The sequence below is a fragment of the Brumimicrobium glaciale genome, assembly GCF_004152935.1.
Lineage (GTDB): Bacteria > Bacteroidota > Bacteroidia > Flavobacteriales_D > Crocinitomicaceae > Brumimicrobium > Brumimicrobium glaciale.
The window spans coordinates 52,633-73,057 of record NZ_SETE01000006.1 but is presented as its reverse complement, the minus strand read 5'-3'; the positions used below and the strand labels follow the sequence as shown (position 1 = coordinate 73,057).

The following is a 20,425-nucleotide window of genomic DNA, read 5'->3' as shown; positions in this document are numbered from 1 at the left end:
ATATATTAATCAAGTTTGTATTTTCTAAACCACCTGTCATACCCGGGAGCAATATTTATGCCGAGATTAAATCCGTAATAGCTATCTTTCACTACTGTTGGACCACCATTTCGACCCATCGCACCGTAACTTCCTGATATGTTCAAAGTTGAAGTTGCTCTATTCATTATAATTGGAAAACCTATTCCAGCAGTAAATCCTTGATCAACTAATTGCTCTCCATTTACTTCGTAAGGTGTGTTTACACTATAAGCTCCTACCCTGTATCTCAATTTATCAAAAACGTTGATGTATGCAGAGCGGTCAGCTGAAATTCTGTGACGAACAAATTCAACTCCAACACGGAAAGAATTTGAATTTACATATTGTCCAGTTTGGGCTAAAGAATTAAATGTTTCTTTATAATCTGACCAATTTTCCATCGAATATTCCATTGTCACCATTAATGAAGGAAGTTTAGAACTTCTAGATGAAGAGTCGTTTTGAGGTGTAAAGGTATAAGTCAATCCGAAACTTGTTTTTGCAGGAAGAAAAACATCTCCACTCACATCACCTGTTTTGATCAAAGTATCATAAATTCCTTTGTTAAGGTAATTTGAGAATTGAATACGTGTTTGTGATTTCTCAAAGTTCATTGCTTTGCTAGGACGAAAAACTCCTGCAACGCGAAAACTATGTGTTAAAGTAGGACGGAAATCATAATTCAATCCAAACTCAACTCCGAAATCGTTAGCCCGTAGCGATTGAATATCCATTCCACCTGACTCAATTAGATTGCTTTTTGTAAAAGTTCGGCGCATATTATTTAGTTTACCAAAATAATATTTACCGTTAACACCAACTGAAAGGCTTTGTTTTCTAGCATCTATAAGGTTTGCTGAAAACCCCAACAAGAATTCTTGAATATCACCATCTCCAGTGTAATCATAGAAAATACTGTCTCCGCCTACAACTTCGTGGTCATTAATTTCATATCCTCTTCTACTTAAAGGCTTTAATCCTGCAGCAATCCCCAATCTATTTGCAAAAGGAATAACTAAAGCCATGTGCGTGATTCCAGAATAACGTCCACTTGATTCCATGCCGTTATTGGTAAAACGTTTTTCAAAATGAGTTATCCCCATAGAGAAAAGAGGCAATTGTTTTGCTGTTAGCGAATAGGTAGATGGGTTAAACAAATTCGTTTGACTAGAATCTGTTAAAGCCGTTGCTGCCCCTCCTAACGCCGAGATATAAGCATTACCGTAGAAACCAACATCTCCAAGTCCTCTTGAAGAGTAAGGACTATTGGTGTTAATTTGTACTAGTGCATTTCCACTTATAACGATAAATAGTGCAACTAATAAACTTCTAAACATTGTGCTTTAGTATTAAATACAAACCTTTAACGGTCAAATTACAATCCGCAAAGATGCTATTTTTTAATTCCTTATCAAATCTTTTGAGGTCACCACCTGTCAAAAAAATTGTTAATGGTTGATATTGTTGAGTATATTGATTGATAAAACCTTCTATCTCTGCGTGAATTCCATTAATAACGCCAGATAGCATCGCATATTTTGTAGAATCTCCAACTAATGGAGAATTATCTTCTAAATCTAGCATGGGTAAAGCGCCTGTAAATTCATGCATCGCTTTTAATCGCATAGCATAGCCTGGCGAAATTGATCCTCCTTTAAAGTTTCCGTTGTGTACAAAGTCAAACTTAATGCAAGTTCCTATATCGATAACCAAACTGCTTGGTGTTTTTGAATAATGATTTGCTGCAACGGCATTTGCTATTCTATCCGCCCCTAACGTTTCAGGAGTTTTATAAGAGTCAAGTTTAATGGGTAATGGTGTTTTATTACTCAAAACAACATTTGGTTTCAGTATTTCCACTATCCAATCACGCTGTTTCTCCTCTAAAACCGAAGATAAAATGCTAATTGTATCTTTTTTCAAAAAAATAATTGATTTTATTTTTTCCTTGTCATTGATAGAAAAAGAGGTTTGACTGATTACATCACCATTCTCAAAATCAACAACTTTGACACGTGTATTCCCCGCATCAACCACACAGTATTTTTCCTTTTCTTCCTTCACATTACAAAGTTAATAGAAGATTTTGAAAAAATAATTCAAAATGATGACATCGGAATAAAATTAGTTTATATCTTTGCACCCACCTAATCAAATAACTTGTTTGTAAAAACAATGGTGATGTAGCTCAGTTGGTAGAGCAAAGGACTGAAAATCCTTGTGTCGGGGGTTCGATTCCCTCCATCACCACCAGAAAAATCCAGTAAACTGTTCATCAGATTACTGGATTTTTTTTTGTTTTAATATGCGCCAGTAAATCAAATTAATGCATCACTTTTATCGGAAAATGCCTTCAAAATCAATACGAAAAATAATTCTTCACTAAAAACAGGGTAGAACTAAAAAGAAAAAGCCCCATACAAGAGTATAGGGCAACTGTATGAGGGTTACTCGGAGACGCTACTTTCCTAATTTGGTCAAATCAGCAAACTTAATTTCCTTTTTGACGGTCTTTTTCATAGAGTTTGTAAACTCAACTATTGCCGCTTCTGAATTAAGACCTAATATTTTGCCTTCCAATATTCGTCCATGACTTTTAAAACTAACAGTATCACCTATTTCAAGCTTAACATCTTTCACTACGCTAGTAACCACATCTACAAGGTATCTTTTATCACCATAAACATCACCAACAACCTTAATAACTTGTCCGTTTTTCTTTACAAATATTTTAGCATTCCTCAAATGGTTACCATTGTTTTCTATTACCACATTGTCAATAGCAGTTTCTAAAGGATCGCCTTTTTTTGATTTTGCTTTTCCTTCAACATTTTGTGCAATCATAACATATTCCTCACTAGAATCATAATTCTGATTAGACACCAAAGTTAAGTCACCAATTCTGTGATAACATGAAGTAAATAATAAACTGCTTAAAGCAAGTAATAACAAGTTTTTCATAAATAATTGTTTTTAGTTTCTACAAAGGTAGCAATTGAATTTCCCCATTTTTAGTTACTTATCAAGCGTCTACTCTACAAGGACGAACATACAATTTCAGCTAGCGAATGGCAATTCTAGATGAATCCATAGTTTTTCTCCTATTCATCTGTAATTATAAGTTCCGAAGTATTATTGCAACTCCATCAATTTAATAATCAGTTACTCTAAAAAATACTTGATGCTTAACCACATCGAAAACATAAAAATAGGACATTAAAAAAGGGTTCTTCGATTGAAGAACCCTTTTAAATCTAAATTGGTTATGGATATTACTTCACAATTTTCTTTGAAATCATTCCTTCTGATGTATTTACCATCAATAAATAAATACCAGAATTAATTGATTGCGTATTTATTGTTGTTTGTTTTCCTTTTAAAGTTCCTTCTTGGATTACTTTTCCTGAAATTTCATAAATAACATAGCTATTCAAGTCTGCATCTGCATCGATGTTTATCTTTCCGTTAAATAGGTTTGGATAAACATTCATTGAAACATTTGACTTACTGAATTGAGTTACAGAAGAAGTCCCTTGTTCAAATGAAGGATAACCGTCATTTATGTTAGCATCCATCTTCCATGGTCCGTTTACGTCACCAGCATTCAAAAGAGAAACCATTGCTGCTGTTTTCATTTCTGTTGTTGTTTTAGCAGTAATATCAGGCGTACCTGGAGCGCCTTGCCAATCACCAACAGCGTTTGCATGTTGTGAAGATTCAGTATCCCAGTAATTGTTAGCTGTTTGGAAATTTCCTCCTCCGCCAACAAATCCACCATCATATTCAGGTCCAATTGCAGTTCCTGTTGAATAAGAGTTATTGATTGACAACAAAGCAGCTGCACTACCTACAAATCCACCAGCATAACCATTTACAACGGTTACGTTTGAACGTGAATAGCAATTGTCAAATACATTTTCAAGTGTTCCTGGGAAACCAATTACAGAGGCTCCAACTAAACCACCAGCTAAGTGATTTGCATGAACAGTTCCAGTAGCAAAAGATTTTGAAATTGTATTGTTGTTGTAAGGCGAACCTAACAATCCACCAACTTGGCTACCACCAGTTACAGAACCTTGAGCGGATGATTGAAATATTGATCCATTTTCAACTAGATCTCCAACTAATCCACCAACATTATCTCCAGTTGCTTCAATAATTACCCCAGTTGAGTGACAATTATCAATAATTCCATTTTGCCAAACATTTCCAGCCAATGAACCAACACTGTCGTCTCCTTTAATTGTAGGATTTTCCAATTTCACATTCAAAATCGTTGCATTAATAGCACGACCGAAGAAACCAACCATTGAAGTTGTTGGCAAATCAACATAAACTCCGTTGATAGGGTGATTATTTCCATCAAAAGTTCCAGAAAAAGGATTTGTAGCATCTACACCAATCGGTGACCAAAGGTGAGTGCTTAAATCCATAGCTCCATCAATAGAGATGGTAGATCCTAAGAAATCATTTCCGCCAGCTACTAAAACTGACAAACCAGCTAATTCAGCTTCAGTCGTTAGTGTGAAATCTGAAGCTTGGGCATTGTACCAAAGCACATCTGCATTATCATCCCAAGAAGTAGTTGGTTGAGCAAAAATACTACCCGTTGCAATCATTAAAAAACTTAAAAAAAGTAATGTTTTTTTCATATCATTTTATATTATTGGTTATTAATTTCAATCCACAAAATTACGCTTAAGTTGTTTTAAAGTGGAAACATCATAGGAATTAACAGACTTTTAAGACCATCATTATTGTATTCCTAAATGAGGATCGACCAATAAATTTACTGCCCAATTTATTTTAGAAATAAGCTTTAATCACAAAAAAAAGGTGAACTCTTCTGTTCACCTTTAATCTTTTTATTAAATCGAAAAACTACAGTTCATCAATATATTTTTTGATTGTGTCTTTCGCTTCCCCAGTTTTCTTCTGAAGTCTACCTAGAAGTTCGTCTTCTTTCCCTTCTTGGTATTTTAAATCGTCATCAGTAAGGTTAGCATATTTCTGCTTCACTTTACCTTTTAATTCATTCCAATTTCCTTTAATTTTGTCTTCTGTTGAGCTCATGTCTGTTTGTTTTAAATTAATAATTGTTTGTTGATACTAAGGTAAGGACAAAGCCAATTCAATAAAAGAATGTGATGTTAAAAAAAATTAAAGCATTTCTTAAAAAATCATAACTGAACCACTATGGGCTGAAAGTACTATAGGTTCAAATGAGAATAAAATATTTAGATGTTAGATGTTAGACATTAGATGTTAGACTTTTGACTTTTGACATTTTGTCTAATATCTATTGATTGACATAAACTTTTTAGAAGCTAAAGCTAGATGCACTAATCCCGATGGCTTATCGGGAGCATATTCTCAACTTTTTACGAAACGAATAAATACATCGACAATCAACTGTTTAGCCCATAAATTATTTTGAATCAAAAACTTACCAACATCTCCTATCGAAGTAACAATTTAACTAGAAAATCTATTTTTATTCTCTTTTAAAACCTTAACTTAGGATATTATACTGGAGTGTAATTATCAATTAAATGAACATCCTATTAAAAATACTATAAATGGAATTTGTAGATTATTATAAAGTTTTAGGCGTAAATAAAGGAGCCAACGAAAAGGAAATTAAGAAAGCCTATCGTAAGTTGGCAAGAAAATATCATCCTGATTTGAATCCTGATAATAAAGATGCTGAAAAGAAATTCAAGGAAATCAATGAAGCAAATGAAGTATTGAGTCATCCTGAGAATCGTAAGAAGTACGATAAATATGGTAAAGACTGGATGCATGGCGAAGAATATGAAAAAGCCAGACAGCAGCAATCTTCACAAAGACAATATCAAGGACAACAAGGTGGTGCTCAGCAAGGTTTTTCAGAAGGAGATTTCTCGGACTTTTTTGAATCTATGTTTGGAGGTGCTAGAGGTTCTTCTCGACAAAGTTCAGCTCAATTTAAAGGTCAAGATTTTAATGCTGATTTAGAATTGAATCTAAAAGATGTTTATGAATCACACAAACAAGTCCTGACTGTTAATGGCTCAAAAATAAGATTAACTATTCCAGCTGGAATTGAAAATGGTCAAGTCATTAGGATCAAAGGAAAAGGTGCAAAAGGTGCAAGTGGCGGTCCAAATGGAGATTTACTCATTAGGTTCAGCATTTTAAACAACACATCTTTTAAGAGAGATAAAGAAAACTTGTATGCGACAGTAAGCCTTGATTTATATACCGCACTTTTAGGTGGAGAAATCACTGTAGATACATTTGATGGAAAAGTAAAACTAAAAATCGCTCCTGAAACAGCAAATGACACAAAGGTTAAATTGAAAGGAAAAGGATTTCCGATATATAAGAAAGAAGGAAAATTTGGAGACTTAATTGTTACTTATCAAATCGAAATTCCAACAAAATTGAGTGATAAAGAAAAAGACTTATTTAAAGAACTTCAAAAATTAAGATAAGATGGAAAAGCAAAATTATATATTGATTAAAACGCTTTGTATTCATTATAAAGTTGAAGTCTCTTTCATTAAGGAATTAGACAATGTTGGTTTGATAGAAATTGAACAACTTGAAGATGACGAATTCATTCATGAAACGAGAATTGGCGATTTAGAAAAAATGATTCGTTTGCACCATGAACTCAATGTAAATATCGAAGGAATAGATGTAGTATTTAATTTACTACAGAAAGAATTACAATTGAAAGAAGAAGTTTTAGAGTTGCGCAATCGATTGAGGTTTTATGAGGAGTAAGTTGAATAGCCAATATTTTTATAATAAAACAAGACCATGCGATTTTAAGTCCTGATCTTAAAACACTATTATTCGATTAACATCAAGCCTATTGGGTGTTTCAAAACACATCCAAGAATATATTTCATAATTAAATACAAATCTTATTGTATGCCATAAAAAGCCATTATCTTTGCACACTTTTTAAGGGAAAATACAATAAAAACGATTGATTATGAACGAGTTTTTCGCAGCATTTAATTTCACAGAGATATTTAAAGCAACGATGGTTTTGTTCGCGGTTATTGATATAATCGGCTCAATTCCGATCATCATTAAAATTAAAGAAACTTCTGGAGATATTCATGCAAATCGTATTACACTGGTTTCTTTGGTAATCATGATTGCATTTTTAATTACTGGAGAAAGTATTCTTATGCTTTTCGGAGTGAACGTAGAATCATTTGCTGTTGCCGGTGCATTTATTCTTTTCGCAATGGCATTAGAAATGATCATGGGTATTGAGTTATTTAAGGAAACTCCAATTAAAGGTAAAAGTGTAGGAATTGTTCCTTTGGCATTTCCAATCATCGCTGGTGCTGGTTCTATGACAACATTGATCTCCCTGCGTGCAGAATATGAAATGATCAATATCTTTATTGCCATATTAATCAATATGATTATTGTTTTTGTCACATTGAAGTTGACCAGAAGAATCGAGAGACTACTTGGTCCTGGAGGAGTTGCAATTTTAAAGAAAGTATTTGGTATTATATTATTGGCAATTGCAGTGAAATTGTTCGCTTCGAATGTGACGCAGTTGTTTCAATAGGTGAGGTTGATTTCTCATTCTGAATGCTCAGGATTGGAAGAGTAAAAAAGTTTTTTTTAGTAGTTAGTTATAGGTTATACGAACAAAAACCCCAGCAGATACATCTGCTGGGGTTTTTGGATTTATGGACGCGCTAGTCATGTGGACGGTTGCAAACCGTCCGTACCATGCGCTTGAAAATTGCACAAGTGCAATTTAGGTGAACAAGAAAAAAGAAAAGAAAAAGGCTCAACAGGAATTCCTATTGAGCCTTTTAACTAAGTTGGCTTCGACTCCACCCAGCCAACTTAGCACATCCAATGCGCTTGAAAATTGCACAAGTGCAATTTAGGTGAAGAGGAAGAAATAAAGCAAAGAAAAATCCCCAATAGAAAAGTCTATTGAGGATTTTAGTATTATGTTTTTGGTTTTTTTTAGGATGCCCTATTAGGGCAATCCTACAAACCAAAAAACCTAAATTATTTCGCTGCGTTGAATCTTTTGTTTACTTCGTCCCAGTTAATTACATTAAAGAATGCATTGATATAATCTGGTCTTCTGTTTTGGTAGTTCAAGTAGTATGCGTGCTCCCAAACGTCAAGTGCAAGAACTGGAGTTCCTCCACATCCTTCTCCCATTACTGGATTGTCTTGATTTGGTGTAGAACATACTTCTAACTTTCCATCTTTTACACAAAGCCATGCCCAACCAGAACCGAATCTTGTTGCTGCAGCTTTAGCAAATTCATCTTTAAATGATTCGAATGAACCAAAAGCAGAATCAATTGCTCCTTTAATATCACCTGTTGGATTTCCTCCTCCGTTTGGAGACATTACTGTCCAGAACAAGTTATGATTATAGAATCCACCACCGTTATTTCTAACTGCTGGCTTATCTTTTCCTTTAACTAATATCTCTTCGATTGATTTACCTTCTAAATCAGTTCCTGCAATTGCAGCGTTAAGGTTGTTTGTATATCCTTGGTGGTGTTTACCATGGTGGATTTCCATTGTCTTAGCGTCAATATTTGGTTCTAATGCATCAAATGCGTAAGGTAATTTTGGTAATTCAAATGCCATTGTTTTGTGTTTTTAAGTTAATAAATCTGTTTACTCAAATATAAAGAATTAAAGTCAGCTTGTACAGTCAAGAGATTTAAAAAATCCTAAATCTTGTTACAATTTCAATTAATTGCTCAAATTCGAATGGATGGATTAAAACTTCCAACCAAAATCTTCTAAAAACAACTTATCAATGTTTGCTCTTAGCGCTTCGTTCTGAACTTTATCCAAGATGTCACCAATAAATGCTGCAATTAGCAATTGTCTTGCACTTGCCGCAGAAATACCACGTGATTGCAAGTAGAACATCGCTTCTTCATCCAATTCACCAATGGTAGAACCATGCGAACAACGAACGTCATCTGCATAAATTTCTAATTCTGGTTTTGAATTCACACTTGCTGTTTTTGAAAGCAAGATGTTTTTGTTGGACTGATAAGCTGCAATTTTTTGAGCGTCTTGACGAACGATAACTTTTCCGTTGAATACTCCAACAGATTTATCATCCATCACTCCTTTGTATGCTTCACTTGAAGTACAATGAGAATATAACTGGTCAATAATCGTATGGTTATCGATATGTTGTTTTTCTGTTCCAAGATAAGCGCCATTCATTTCTGTATGACAGTTTTCTCCTTCAACAATTACATCTAATCCGTTTCTCGTTAAAAGAGCTCCAGTTGTAATCGTATTGATTAAGAAATTACTTGATTCGTCCTGAATAAATAATTCATTAGAAATATGTAAAACATTCTTTGCTTCTGTTTGAAATTTATTGATTGTCAAACTTGCATTGGCTTCAATATGACCTTCAAGCACAATATTCGTAAAACTATTTTCAGAGTTTTTTGAATGATATGTCGCTACAACTTCAGCCTTAGATCCTGTTTCTGATTGAATGAAATGACGTGCATTAGCAATCACTTCTTCTCCATCCAAAATATGCATCAAATGAATTGGGTGATTTGCTTTCTTATTCTTTTTAATTTGAATAAAAACACCTCCAGTTTGATATGCTTTATTGATCAATGAAAAAACATTTTCTGAAGTACCATCTACGATATCAGCGTAATATTCTTCATTCAAATCATCAATTTTATGAATTGAAACAGCGTCGTCCTCTAAAATTGTCGATAAACTTTCATCATAATATCCGTTTACGAATACCAATTGATGTGCATTCAAATCAGCAATTGTATATTCTCCAACATTTGCTGAAGCTTGAACTTGCTTATATTTTTTCTTTACGTATTTCGCTACACGTGTGTACTTCCATTCTTCTACCCGTGTCGTAGGGAAATCCATCCCACTTAAAGCATCCATTGCTTGTTTTCTAACATCAGAAATCGTTTCCGGTTTCTTAAAATCAGCAACAAACGCTAGTACTTTATTATCTACAACTACCTCCATAATTATTGAGCAATTTCTTCATTAATCCAATCGTAACCTTTTTCTTCTAATTCTAAGGCTAATTCTGCACCTCCTGTTTTAATGATTTTTCCATCACTTAAAACGTGAACAAAGTCTGGCTTGATATATTCTAATAATCTTTGGTAATGCGTAATCAAAATGATTGCATTGTCTTTCGTACGTAATTTATTTACACCTTCAGAAACAATACGCAAAGCATCGATATCCAATCCTGAATCTGTTTCATCAAGGATAGCTAACTTTGGTTCAAGCATCGCCATTTGGAAGATCTCATTTCTTTTCTTTTCTCCTCCTGAGAAATCAACATTAACTGATCTTCCAGAAAGTTTATCGCTTAATTCAACAAGATTACCTGCAACTTTTACTTTTGCTAAGAAATCTTTTGCTGAAAGTCTATCTTCTTTGCGGTATTCACGAATTTCATTCATTGCAGTACGCAAGAAGTTAACATTCGATACGCCAGGAATTTCAACAGGATATTGAAACGCCAAGAACAAACCTTCTTTGGCTCTGTCTTCTGGATCAAGATCTAATAAATCAACTCCATCAAAATCTACAGAACCTCCAGTTACTTCATAACCGTTTCTACCCGTTAAAACTGAAGCTAAAGTTGATTTCCCTGAACCGTTTGGCCCCATAATCGCATGAACTTCTCCTGCTTTAACCTCAAGGTTTAATCCTTTTAATATTTCTGCTCCGTCTTCTACTGAAGCTTGAAGATTTTTTATTGTTAACATATACTGTAATTTTCTAATTAAACGTTTTTACTAATTGTATTATCCTACTGAATTTTCTAATGAAATTTCCAATAGTTTTTGAGCTTCAACAGCAAATTCCATTGGCATATTGTTCAATACTTCTTTACAGTATCCGTTCACAATTAGCCCAATTGCCTTTTCCTCATTAATTCCTCTCTGCTGACAATAGAAGATTTGGTCTTCACCAATTTTTGAAGTTGTTGCTTCATGCTCTATTTTCGCTGTGCTGTTTTTACATTCGATATATGGGAAAGTATGTGCACCCGATCTATCAGACAATAATAAAGAATCACATTCTGAACGATTTCTTGCGTTATCAGCTCCTGGATGAATTTGAACTAAACCTCTGTACGTATTTTGAGATTGTCCAGCAGAAATTCCTTTCGAAATAATTGTACTGCTTGTATTCTTTCCTAGGTGAATCATTTTTGATCCTGTATCAGCTTGTTGAAAGTGATTTGTAACGGCTACTGAATAAAATTCTCCAATTGAATTATCTCCTTTTAATATACAAGAAGGATATTTCCATGTTACTGCAGAACCCGTTTCAACTTGTGTCCAAGAAATTTTAGCATTCTTTTCACACAATCCACGTTTTGTTACGAAGTTAAAAACTCCACCAACCCCTTCTTTGTTTCCAGGATACCAGTTTTGAACTGTTGAATATTTAATTTCAGCATCATCAAGTGAAATCAACTCAACAACTGCAGCGTGCAATTGATTTTCATCACGCATTGGCGCTGTACAACCCTCTAAATAAGAAACATAAGAACCTTCGTCTGCAATAACTAAAGTACGTTCAAACTGACCTGTTCCACCTTCATTAATTCTGAAGTATGTAGAAAGTTCCATTGGGCAACGCACGCCTTTTGGAATATAACAGAATGAACCATCTGTAAATACTGCACTATTTAAAGCAGCATAAAAATTATCGGTATGCGGAACAACTGTTCCCATGTATTTCTTAACTAATTCCGGGTGATTTTCTACCGCTTCTGAGAATGAACAGAAAATAATTCCTAATTCACCCAATTTCTTCTTAAACGAAGTAGCCACAGAAACTGAATCGACAACAAAATCAACTGCAGTTCCAGTTAAACGTTGTTGTTCATCCATTGAAATCCCCAATTTTTTCATGGTTTCTTTCATTTCTGGATCAACATCATCCCAACTTTCGTATTTCTTTGTCTGTCCTGGTGCAGAATAATATGAAATAGCTTGAAAATCTGGTTTTTTATAATTTACGTGAGCCCAATCTGGCTCCACCATTGTAGTCCAAGCACGATAGGCTTGCAAACGTTTTTCAAGCAACCAAAGTGGCTCCTCTTTTTTTGAAGAAATTAAACGAATGACATCTTCATTTAATCCAACAGGAATTGTATCTGATTTAAAATCTGAAGTAAATCCGTATTTATAATCTTGTTCTTCAAGATTCTTTGCTAAATCTTCTTCTGTATAAGTATTACTCATCATTGAAATTTTTAATTGTTAAATAGAGAAACTTTCTCCACAACCACAAGTTCTGTCTGCATTAGGGTTTACGAAAATAAATCCTTTCCCGTTCAATCCTCCAGAATAATCTAAGGTTGTACCCACGAGGTATAAAAAGCTCTTTTTATTTACGACAATTCGAACACCATTATCTTCAAATGATTTATCATCTTCTTGTGCTACGGTATCGAAATTCAGCTCATACATTAACCCTGAGCATCCTCCACCCTGTACACCAACACGAATGAAACTGTTCGGTTCACCCGAATCTTCCATTAATCGAATGGCTTGTTTTTTAGCAGATTCTGTTACTTTTATCATAGTTGAAACTTCCTTTCTAGTTATTTATATTAAATCTAAATAACAATATTTCTTGTGCAAAAATACCCAATTAATGGTATATGACAAACAAAAAACTAGATTATTTTACTGGTTTTGAGAAAGCGGACAAAAAGTAGGATTTCAAAAGGTTTCGATTGCCTTCATCAGCATGGTTTATGCGAGATAGTAGTTGGTAAATGGTAATTGACAATTGATAATTGATAATTGATAATTTTCAAAAAAAATGCGGCACTCCGAATCGAAGCACCGCATTTTTGAGTATAACTTTTAACCTATAAACTTAAACTCTTGAACTACACGTTGGTTTTCAACGTCCATTTCATTTTCTTGTAAATCCAAACTTTAAATCTGTACAAACTTAAATACATTGCCGGAACGATAACCAAGGTTAAGAACGTTGCGAATGTTAATCCGTATATGATTGTCCATGCCATTGGTGAGAAGAACATGTTGTTGTCTCCACCAATGAAAATATTTGGTTTGTATTCGTTTAATAATCCAACGAAATCGATGTTTAATCCGATTGCTAATGGTAGTAAACCAAGTACTGTTGTAATCGCTGTTAATAAAACAGGACGCAAACGTACTTCTCCACCTTTGATTGTCGCAGCTACAACTTCTTCGTCAGATTCTAAATCTGTTTCTTCAAGACCTGCTTTATCGCGGCCTTCTCTTCTTAGCAGATTCGTGTAATCAATCAATACAATGGAGTTGTTTACCACGACACCGGCGAGTGATATAATTCCAATCATCGTCATCATAATTACGAATGTTTGACCGCTCAATGCCAATCCTAAGAATACTCCAATGAAGGAAAGTAGAACTGAGAAAAGTATAATTGCTGGAGTAGAGAACGAGTTGAACTGCGCTACAATAATCAGCAAAATCAAGAATACAGCAATCAATAAAGCATTTGTTAAAAACGCCATTTCAGCAGCTTGTTCATCTTGCGCACCAGTAAAACTAAAGCTTACGTCTTTTGGAAGATTTCCATCATTAGCGTAATCCAACATTTTTTCTTTCAGGACTGCTACAACCTCATTACCATTAAATCCTTCTGTAACATCAGAAGAAATAATCACTTTTGAAGTTTGATCTTCTCTTGCAACACCTGTGTAAGAAATGTTCTCTTCAGGATCTTCAATCACACTTCGAATAGGAATATTTAAAATATCTCCTGTGTTATTTCTGAACATTAACTTTTGATCCAACAACGCGTCTAAGTCATAACGAGAGTCTTGTTTAAACCTCATGACCATGTCGTAGTTCTCTTCATCTTTCGTATACGTTGCAATGTCTTGACCTAAAAGTGCCTTTCTAATCGCCATACCTACTTGTGTGGTAGAAGAATTCAGTTTTCTAACCTGATCTCTATCCACAATAATTGGAATCTCTGGTCTAGTTGCTTCAACATTCAATTTTAGCTCATCAACACCTTCAACATTTTGACGATCCAAATATTTCTTTACGTCAGTTGCTACTAAAATTAACGCTTTGTAATCTCCTTTAGCAAGGTTGGTTAATTCAATATTAATTGGTGATTCTTGAGGTGGCCCCATCTCATTTTTCTTAATCGAAATCTGAACATCCGCAGGAAGAATCCCTTTTAATTCGTCTTGTAGTTTTTTAAGGACATAACCCGTTGTATTAATAGAATCTCGGTATTGGAACTCAGTAAAGTCAATGGTGATTCTCGCTTTGTGCGGTGTATTCCCCATGTCCATTCCTTGCTCACTTGTACCTTTTCCAACTTGTGCAATAATCGATTGAACAAGGTCTGCTTTCTGCACATTGTTAGGATCAACTCCTTCCATGTATGGAGCTAGAATTTCATTGATTTTCGCTTCAATTATCAATGCAGACTTGTTCGTTTCCATGATATCCGTACCAATTGGATGCGTTATGAAAACATTCGCCATTTTAGCTTGGTTTGAAGGGAAAAACTCAACTTTTGGTTGATTCACATAAAACAAAGCTATTGAACCAATTAACATTACAACCGTCCCGATGATAAAGTAAATGGGTCTTGCACCTTTTAACGCAAATGTCAAGAAGTTTTTGTACCACCCTTCAAGAACAGGCAGAATCTTTCCTTGAAACACCACTGTACCAGGGAAGAACACAAAAGTATTCAGCAACATTATAATCCCAATCAGCATAAGGATATTTCCAAAAAGAACAGAACCCAACATCACAATTAAAAATCCTACTCCAATAAATGAAACACCAATAATAAGTGATTTTACTTTCTTAGGTTTCTTTTGCTCTACAGTCATATAAAGCGCTGTTAACACTGGATTAATCACCAATGCAACGAACAAAGAAGAACCTAGAACGATAATTAGAGTTATGGGCAGGTACTTCATAAACTCACCAAATATTCCTGGCCAAATTGCCAAGGGAACAAAGGCTGCTAAAGTTGTTGCTGTTGAAGCGATAATTGGCCAAGCCACTTCACTTACACCATGAATTGCAGCTTTGAATGGCGGATAACCTTCCTCGTCCATGAAACGATAAATGTTTTCCACAACCACAATACCATTATCCACTAACATTCCCAGTGCGAGAACCAAAGCAAACAATACGATTGTATTTAAAGTTACTCCCATCACTTGCAGAATCATAAATGACATCAGCATAGAAAGTGGAATTGCAACCCCAACGAACATTGCGTTTCTTGCACCTAAGAAGAACAACAATACCAAAGTTACCAAAATTACCCCAAAAATAATTGAGTTTTCAAGGTTGGAAACCATGTCACGTGTTTGATCTGACTGGTCGTTTGTGATTGAAACGTTTACTCCTTTAGGAATTACGTTATCATCTTTTGCTTTTTGAACAAGTTCATTAATTTTATCTGCAGCGTCCAATAAGTTTTCTCCTCCTTGTTTAATAATGTCAAGCATTACTACAGGAGAACCAAACTCACGAGCAAAAGATGTTGTATCACCATCACCAAAATAAACATCAGCGATATCTTTCAACTTAACAGGCATATAATCTGTTTGCTTGACAATGATTTCACCTAATTCTCTTGCGTTTTGGAATTCACCATCAATCATAATGGTTTTACGCATTCCATTCATTAAGATTTCTCCACCTGAAATAGTAGCGTGCTCTGAAGAAACTGCATCTTCGATATTTTGTAATGAAACCTGAACTGCTTCCGCCTTCAATCTGTCCACATCGATACGCATTTCCTCCTCTTGAACTCCACGAATATTTACTTCATTAATTTCAGATAAATCTTCAACTAAGTCTTTCAGATCCTCGGCAATATCTTTCAATACTTTCGGACTCGCTCCACTCAAGTTGATATTCATAATAGGAAAATCACTTGGGTTGATTTCAAAGATATTTGGCTCAACAGGTAATTCAGGGAAATCAGTTTCTGCTCTCGCTTGATCTACTGCATCCTTTACCTTATTTAATCCATCATTGACATCAATCCCGAAATCAAACTTCACACGAATGGTTGTATAACCATGTTGAGAATCTGAAGTAATTTCATCTACCTTTTTAATTGTCTTAACTTTTTTCTCAATTGCTTCTGCAATCTTTTCAGACATGTATTTTGGAGACGAACCAGGCTTTGCAATTCCTATATAAATTTCAGGAATCTGTAACTCCGGAAAGTTTTCTTTTGGCATTGATTGGTAGGAAAACATCCCGCCAATAAATAGGATAGCAATAATTAAGAAAACCGTTTTGGAGTTATTTACCGACCATTCTGAGATCCCAAAAATCTTTGTTTTATTTTTCTCTTCCATTATCCTATCTTTTCTCTATTCTAACAACATCGCCATCAGAAATACCACGTCCACCAGCAGAAACAATTAAGTCACCTGCTTTAATTTCTTTAGACAATACTGAAACTGCTGCTTTACCTTGGTACTGACTAATTAAGTCCACCATCACTTGACTCGCTTTATAATTGTCACCGTCTTTTTTCAAAACAAAGATGTAACTCTCATTCTGCTGTGTCTTCAATAATGCTACCGAAGGAACGATAATCGCGCTGTCTAAAACTAAATCGGTAATGTGCATTTCTGCTAACATATTTGGCAATAACATATTATTGTCTTTAATGTCTGCTTTCACTCTAAAAGTTCTATTTGTAGGATTGATATAATTTCCTACAGAAGAAATTTGAAGTAAGAAAGTATCTTTTAAAGTAGGTACAAAAACTTCAACATTTGTTCCTTCCTTTACCGTTCTGAAATAATGTTCTGAGATATTTCCTGTAACACGCATTTCCTGATTGTTTACCAATCTTAATATTGGAGATTGTGCTGTTGCCATCTCTCCTTCGTGTGTTACAATTTCATCAACAACACCACTGTAAGGAGCTCTTACAATTGTTTTAGCTGATTGTGTTTGTACAGTATTCAATTGTGAACGCAAACCAGCTACCTGATTTTTCGCTGATTTCAATTCAAATTCTGTTCCTACACCACGAGAAACCAATTGATTTTGTTTCTCTAAATTGTATTCTGCAAAATCTAACTGCGTTTGCAGCTCTTTGATGTTACTTGCTAAAATTTCTGTATCAATTCTTGCTAGAACCTGACCTTTTGAAACTTTCTGACCTTCTTTTACAAGAATAGATTTAATCAATCCACTTGCTTCTGCAACAATCATTGCTTGTTTATCAGTTTCAATATCACCTTGGACAGTAATTTTGTGCTTGAAAACCCCAACTTCAGCAGCCATGCTCTCAACAAAAGGAAGCATTACTACCTTAGCGGTATCCATGGCTTTGATTTTTCCCTCAATATCTACCAATTCAACTTTTAAAGAAGCTCTTTTTTCTTTTAACTTATCCAATTTTGAATTTGGACTACATGCAGCTACTGTTGATATTATTCCTAATACTACCAGTATTTTAAAGTATTTTTTCATCGGTCTTGTTACTGTTATTTTCTAATTAATTGATTGTATAATTTGTCCAGCTCCAATTTCTTATTGAAGACTTCTACCATAGCATTAACGTAGCCCGTTTGCGCTTGTACAAGTTGATTGTATTTTTGCGTTACTATAATACTATTTTCTTTACCTATTTCCGCCATGATCATAGAGTTGTCATGAATTTTACGGGCTAAGTCTATGTTCTTTTTTTGCAATTGCAAATTAGTTCTTGCGCTTCTTAGTTCATTTTTAATTTGAATTTCTTGCGCAGCCAATGAACGTTGGAATTCTTGAATATTTAATTCATCTTGCTTTACAACAATTTTAGCTTTTTGAATTTTCGCCCATCTTTCTCCACCAGCAAAAATTGGAATAGTTAACTTAATTCCAACTACAGTTTGCGGATACCATTTTTCGTTGAAATCAAAAAGGTTGAATTCACTTCTAAAAGCATTGTATTGGTGATTAAAGAAAGCACCTAGTTGAGGATAGTTCCCCATTTTGATGTTTTTTAAATCATATTCTGAAATAGTTCTTTGTTTTCTTAAAACATCTAACTCCAAGTTATTTTCATAAGAACCTGATAAATCAACCTCTTTTTCTAATAATAAATTATCTAAATTTTCTGTCAAAGTAATGTCTCCATCTATCGGATAAGCCATTGTCATCTTCAACATAATTAATGCATTATCATAGGTCGTTTGAGCAATTACTAAATTTGCTTGAGCAGATAACAATGAAAATTCGGTTTGATCTACTTCCTCCTGCGTTATAAATCCAACATCATATAATTCTCTTTGCTTGTTAATTAATTGTTCTGTTAATTCAACCAGAGTATCAACGAAAGCTTTGTTTCTTGCACTTACTAAAGCCATTTGATAAGCTTGCGTTACATTGGACAAGACATCTTGTTGTGACTTTTTAATACTCGTTGCAACGAACTCAGTATAAAATCTTGAAACTTTCAATGCAATGATGTACGATCCGTTAAAAATCAATTGATTTACCGAAGCTCCTGCACTTGCATTGTACTTTTGACCTGCTCTAAACTCAACAACTGTTCCTGGCTGCCCCATTATAGCACCATCAACAACTTGCGTTGGAATATTAAGAAACTGTTGAATTGTGGATTCCGCATTAATTTGTGGCAATCCTAATGCTCGCGTTTCCACAACTTGCTTTTTAGCCGATTCTAAATCTAATTCAGATCGCTTGATTTGTTCTGCATTTTCTAAGGCATACGATTGGGCCTCAAATAATGAGAAATTCTGTGCTATTGTTGATTGTGTAACCATCAAAACCACAGTAATCATAAGTGTTTTTAAACCATTCATTACTTTACTTTATTTTTCATGTTTTTAACCATTAATTCTCTTCCTTTATCATTCACTAGTCCACGCAATTGAAACAGGACCACTTGTTCTAATAAATATCCAAATTCATTCGCTTCAACCTCAAAAATATCACTGTCTATCATCATACTTACAATTGAAAGGTGAATTCCAGCCATTATTTTCGGATCTAACTCCGCTATATAAAGTCCTTCTTCTTGTCCTCTAATTATATTTTGAGTAATCTGATTACTAACAAATTCTAACCTGTGTTGTTTAATAATGCCCCATGCTTCTGGATAATATTTTTGCAAATCATAAAAAACAGAAGTATGTATTTCAGTAAATAATCTTGAAGAAGACTCACTAATATTCATCAAAGCATCTATTGCAGTTTCCGATCTCAGTCTTCCAATCTCGCAAGCAACCTGGTTGCGTTCAATTAAGGTGCTGACAATGCGCGTAACTAAATCATCTTTATCTTTAAAATAGTTGTAAAATGTTTTCTTTGAAACCCCTAACTCTCTGGCTAAGTCGTCCATTGTCACAGATCTAATTCCGTGACGCAAAAAAATCATTGCTGATTTATCAATTATTTCATTTCGTTTCTTATCCATTGGAGCGCAAAAGTACTAAAATAAAAACGATGGAAACTATTTACACGTTAAAAGTTTCCATCATTTAACAATTATTAATTTAAAGAGTAGAATGAATTATCACATTTAATCGCTTATCACTAGAAAACAACCATTTAAATACAAAAGTACAGCACTTGTCACTTGTTAAATAATGGAGTAGAAAAATAAAAATTAGGAAACCCTATCAATATTGTAGGCAAAAACTTAGCTTTGTTTTCATGGCAATTGAAATTTACACAGACGGATCAGCAAAAGGAAACCCCGGAAATGGAGGTTATGGAGCTATTCTCAAATTTAAAGGATTTGAAAAAGAGTTATCCCAAGGTTATCGCTTAACTACGAATAATCGAATGGAACTTCTAGCAATTATTGTGGCGTTAGAAACCATAAAAACCGCTGAACATAAAGTAATTGTTTACTCAGATTCCAAATATGTTGTGGATTCTGTAGAAAAAGGTTGGGTTTTCAATTGGGAAAAGAAAGGTTTTAAAGACAAAAAGAATGTGGATCTGTGGAAACGCTATTTAAAACTTCACCCGATTTACAAACCAAAATTCGTTTGGGTAAAAGGCCACGCTGGTCATGCTGAAAATGAAAGATGTGATGTTTTAGCTTTTAATGCAGCGGATGGGAAGAATCTTTTGATTGATGAGGGGTATGAGAATAGTATTAAATGAAAAATTATAAATGAAAAGTGAAAAATTAATGTTTAATTATTAATGTTTAACGGGTTGCTATCGACTGTTGCCTTCGACAGGCTAGTCAACAAGCTACAATCCCGCCGACTGAGCTTGTCGAAGGCAAGGAGCTGCAAAATTCACTTTTCAAAACGAAAAATCACACAAGACTCACATTCTTCATTTTTAATTTTTCATTTTTAATT

The 20,425-nt window shown here is 34.3% G+C and carries 18 protein-coding genes and 1 tRNA gene; 5 read left to right on the top strand and 14 right to left on the bottom strand.

Features of this window, described 5'->3' with window-relative positions; genetic code table 11:
- Window positions 1-5: 5 nt before the first annotated feature.
- Window positions 6-1,358, bottom strand: a complete 1,353-nt coding sequence (locus ERX46_RS13840) for a hypothetical protein (protein WP_130094470.1) — start codon at window positions 1,356-1,358, stop codon at window positions 6-8.
- Entirely contained in the window at window positions 1,351-2,085 is a 735-nt protein-coding gene (locus ERX46_RS13835; RefSeq protein ID WP_130094469.1) for a type III pantothenate kinase, read from the bottom strand. Before ERX46_RS13835 ends, ERX46_RS13840 begins: the two co-directional genes overlap by 8 nt.
- A 113-nt stretch (window positions 2,086-2,198) precedes the next feature.
- Between ERX46_RS13835 and ERX46_RS13830 the strand changes: the two genes are divergently transcribed.
- Window positions 2,199-2,274: transfer RNA gene (locus tag ERX46_RS13830), tRNA-Phe, on the top strand.
- Window positions 2,275-2,481: 207 nt separating this feature from the next.
- On the opposite strand, the gene ERX46_RS13825 is transcribed toward ERX46_RS13830, so the two are convergent.
- The 3 genes from ERX46_RS13825 to ERX46_RS13815 form a co-directional block, all read right to left on the bottom strand.
- Entirely contained in the window at window positions 2,482-2,982 is a 501-nt protein-coding gene (locus ERX46_RS13825) for a hypothetical protein (protein WP_130094468.1), read from the bottom strand.
- Window positions 2,983-3,293: 311 nt separating this feature from the next.
- Window positions 3,294-4,673 carry a T9SS type A sorting domain-containing protein gene (locus ERX46_RS13820; RefSeq protein ID WP_130094467.1) on the bottom strand — a complete coding sequence of 460 codons (1,380 nt, stop codon included), beginning with the start codon at window positions 4,671-4,673 and terminating at the stop codon, window positions 3,294-3,296.
- 229 nt (window positions 4,674-4,902) lie between these two features.
- The gene (locus ERX46_RS13815) at window positions 4,903-5,094 is read right to left on the bottom strand and encodes a CsbD family protein (RefSeq protein ID WP_130094466.1); all 192 of its coding nucleotides are present in this window, start codon (window positions 5,092-5,094) and stop codon (window positions 4,903-4,905) included.
- 506 nt (window positions 5,095-5,600) lie between these two features.
- Here ERX46_RS13815 and ERX46_RS13810 point away from each other — a divergent pair.
- The 3 genes from ERX46_RS13810 (at window position 5,601) to ERX46_RS13800 (ending at window position 7,603) form a co-directional block, all read left to right on the top strand.
- Window positions 5,601-6,497 carry a DnaJ C-terminal domain-containing protein gene (locus ERX46_RS13810; RefSeq protein ID WP_130094465.1) on the top strand — a complete coding sequence of 299 codons (897 nt, stop codon included), beginning with the start codon at window positions 5,601-5,603 and terminating at the stop codon, window positions 6,495-6,497.
- Between the two features lies 1 nt (window position 6,498).
- On the top strand, window positions 6,499-6,792 hold the full coding sequence (locus tag ERX46_RS13805) for a chaperone modulator CbpM (protein WP_130094464.1): 294 nt from the start codon (window positions 6,499-6,501) through the stop codon (window positions 6,790-6,792).
- 214 nt (window positions 6,793-7,006) lie between these two features.
- A complete protein-coding gene (locus tag ERX46_RS13800; protein ID WP_130094463.1) occupies window positions 7,007-7,603 on the top strand; it encodes a MarC family protein in 597 nt (198 codons plus the stop codon).
- Window positions 7,604-8,061: 458 nt separating this feature from the next.
- Here ERX46_RS13800 and ERX46_RS13795 read toward each other — a convergent pair whose 3' ends face one another.
- The 9 genes from ERX46_RS13795 to ERX46_RS13755 all read right to left on the bottom strand — a co-directional run bounded on the left by ERX46_RS13795 (window position 8,062) and on the right by ERX46_RS13755 (window position 19,521).
- Window positions 8,062-8,661 carry a superoxide dismutase gene (locus ERX46_RS13795; protein WP_130094462.1) on the bottom strand — a complete coding sequence of 200 codons (600 nt, stop codon included), beginning with the start codon at window positions 8,659-8,661 and terminating at the stop codon, window positions 8,062-8,064.
- A 135-nt stretch (window positions 8,662-8,796) separates the two neighbouring features.
- Complete coding sequence (gene sufD / locus ERX46_RS13790; protein WP_130094461.1) at window positions 8,797-10,053, bottom strand: Fe-S cluster assembly protein SufD; 1,257 nt, start codon at window positions 10,051-10,053, stop codon at window positions 8,797-8,799.
- Between the two features lie 2 nt (window positions 10,054-10,055).
- Entirely contained in the window at window positions 10,056-10,811 is a 756-nt protein-coding gene (sufC, locus tag ERX46_RS13785) for a Fe-S cluster assembly ATPase SufC (protein WP_130094460.1), read from the bottom strand.
- Between the two features lie 39 nt (window positions 10,812-10,850).
- Window positions 10,851-12,302 carry a Fe-S cluster assembly protein SufB gene (gene sufB, locus ERX46_RS13780; protein ID WP_130094459.1) on the bottom strand — a complete coding sequence of 484 codons (1,452 nt, stop codon included), beginning with the start codon at window positions 12,300-12,302 and terminating at the stop codon, window positions 10,851-10,853.
- Window positions 12,303-12,320: 18 nt separating this feature from the next.
- Complete coding sequence (locus ERX46_RS13775; protein ID WP_130094458.1) at window positions 12,321-12,644, bottom strand: HesB/IscA family protein; 324 nt, start codon at window positions 12,642-12,644, stop codon at window positions 12,321-12,323.
- Between the two features lie 314 nt (window positions 12,645-12,958).
- Window positions 12,959-16,435 carry an efflux RND transporter permease subunit gene (locus tag ERX46_RS13770; protein ID WP_130094457.1) on the bottom strand — a complete coding sequence of 1,159 codons (3,477 nt, stop codon included), beginning with the start codon at window positions 16,433-16,435 and terminating at the stop codon, window positions 12,959-12,961.
- Window positions 16,436-16,439: 4 nt separating this feature from the next.
- Window positions 16,440-17,567 carry an efflux RND transporter periplasmic adaptor subunit gene (locus ERX46_RS13765; protein ID WP_130094456.1) on the bottom strand — a complete coding sequence of 376 codons (1,128 nt, stop codon included), beginning with the start codon at window positions 17,565-17,567 and terminating at the stop codon, window positions 16,440-16,442.
- A gap of 14 nt (window positions 17,568-17,581) precedes the next feature.
- Window positions 17,582-18,907, bottom strand: coding sequence for a TolC family protein (locus tag ERX46_RS13760; RefSeq protein ID WP_130094455.1), 1,326 nt, complete (start codon window positions 18,905-18,907; stop codon window positions 17,582-17,584).
- A complete protein-coding gene (locus ERX46_RS13755; protein ID WP_130094454.1) occupies window positions 18,907-19,521 on the bottom strand; it encodes a TetR/AcrR family transcriptional regulator in 615 nt (204 codons plus the stop codon). The genes ERX46_RS13760 and ERX46_RS13755 overlap by 1 nt, the downstream gene beginning before the upstream one ends.
- A 239-nt stretch (window positions 19,522-19,760) precedes the next feature.
- Between ERX46_RS13755 and rnhA the strand changes: the two genes are divergently transcribed.
- Window positions 19,761-20,219: a ribonuclease HI gene (gene rnhA / locus ERX46_RS13750; protein WP_130094453.1), complete on the top strand. Its 459-nt coding sequence runs from the start codon at window positions 19,761-19,763 to the stop codon at window positions 20,217-20,219.
- Window positions 20,220-20,425: the final 206 nt, after the last annotated feature.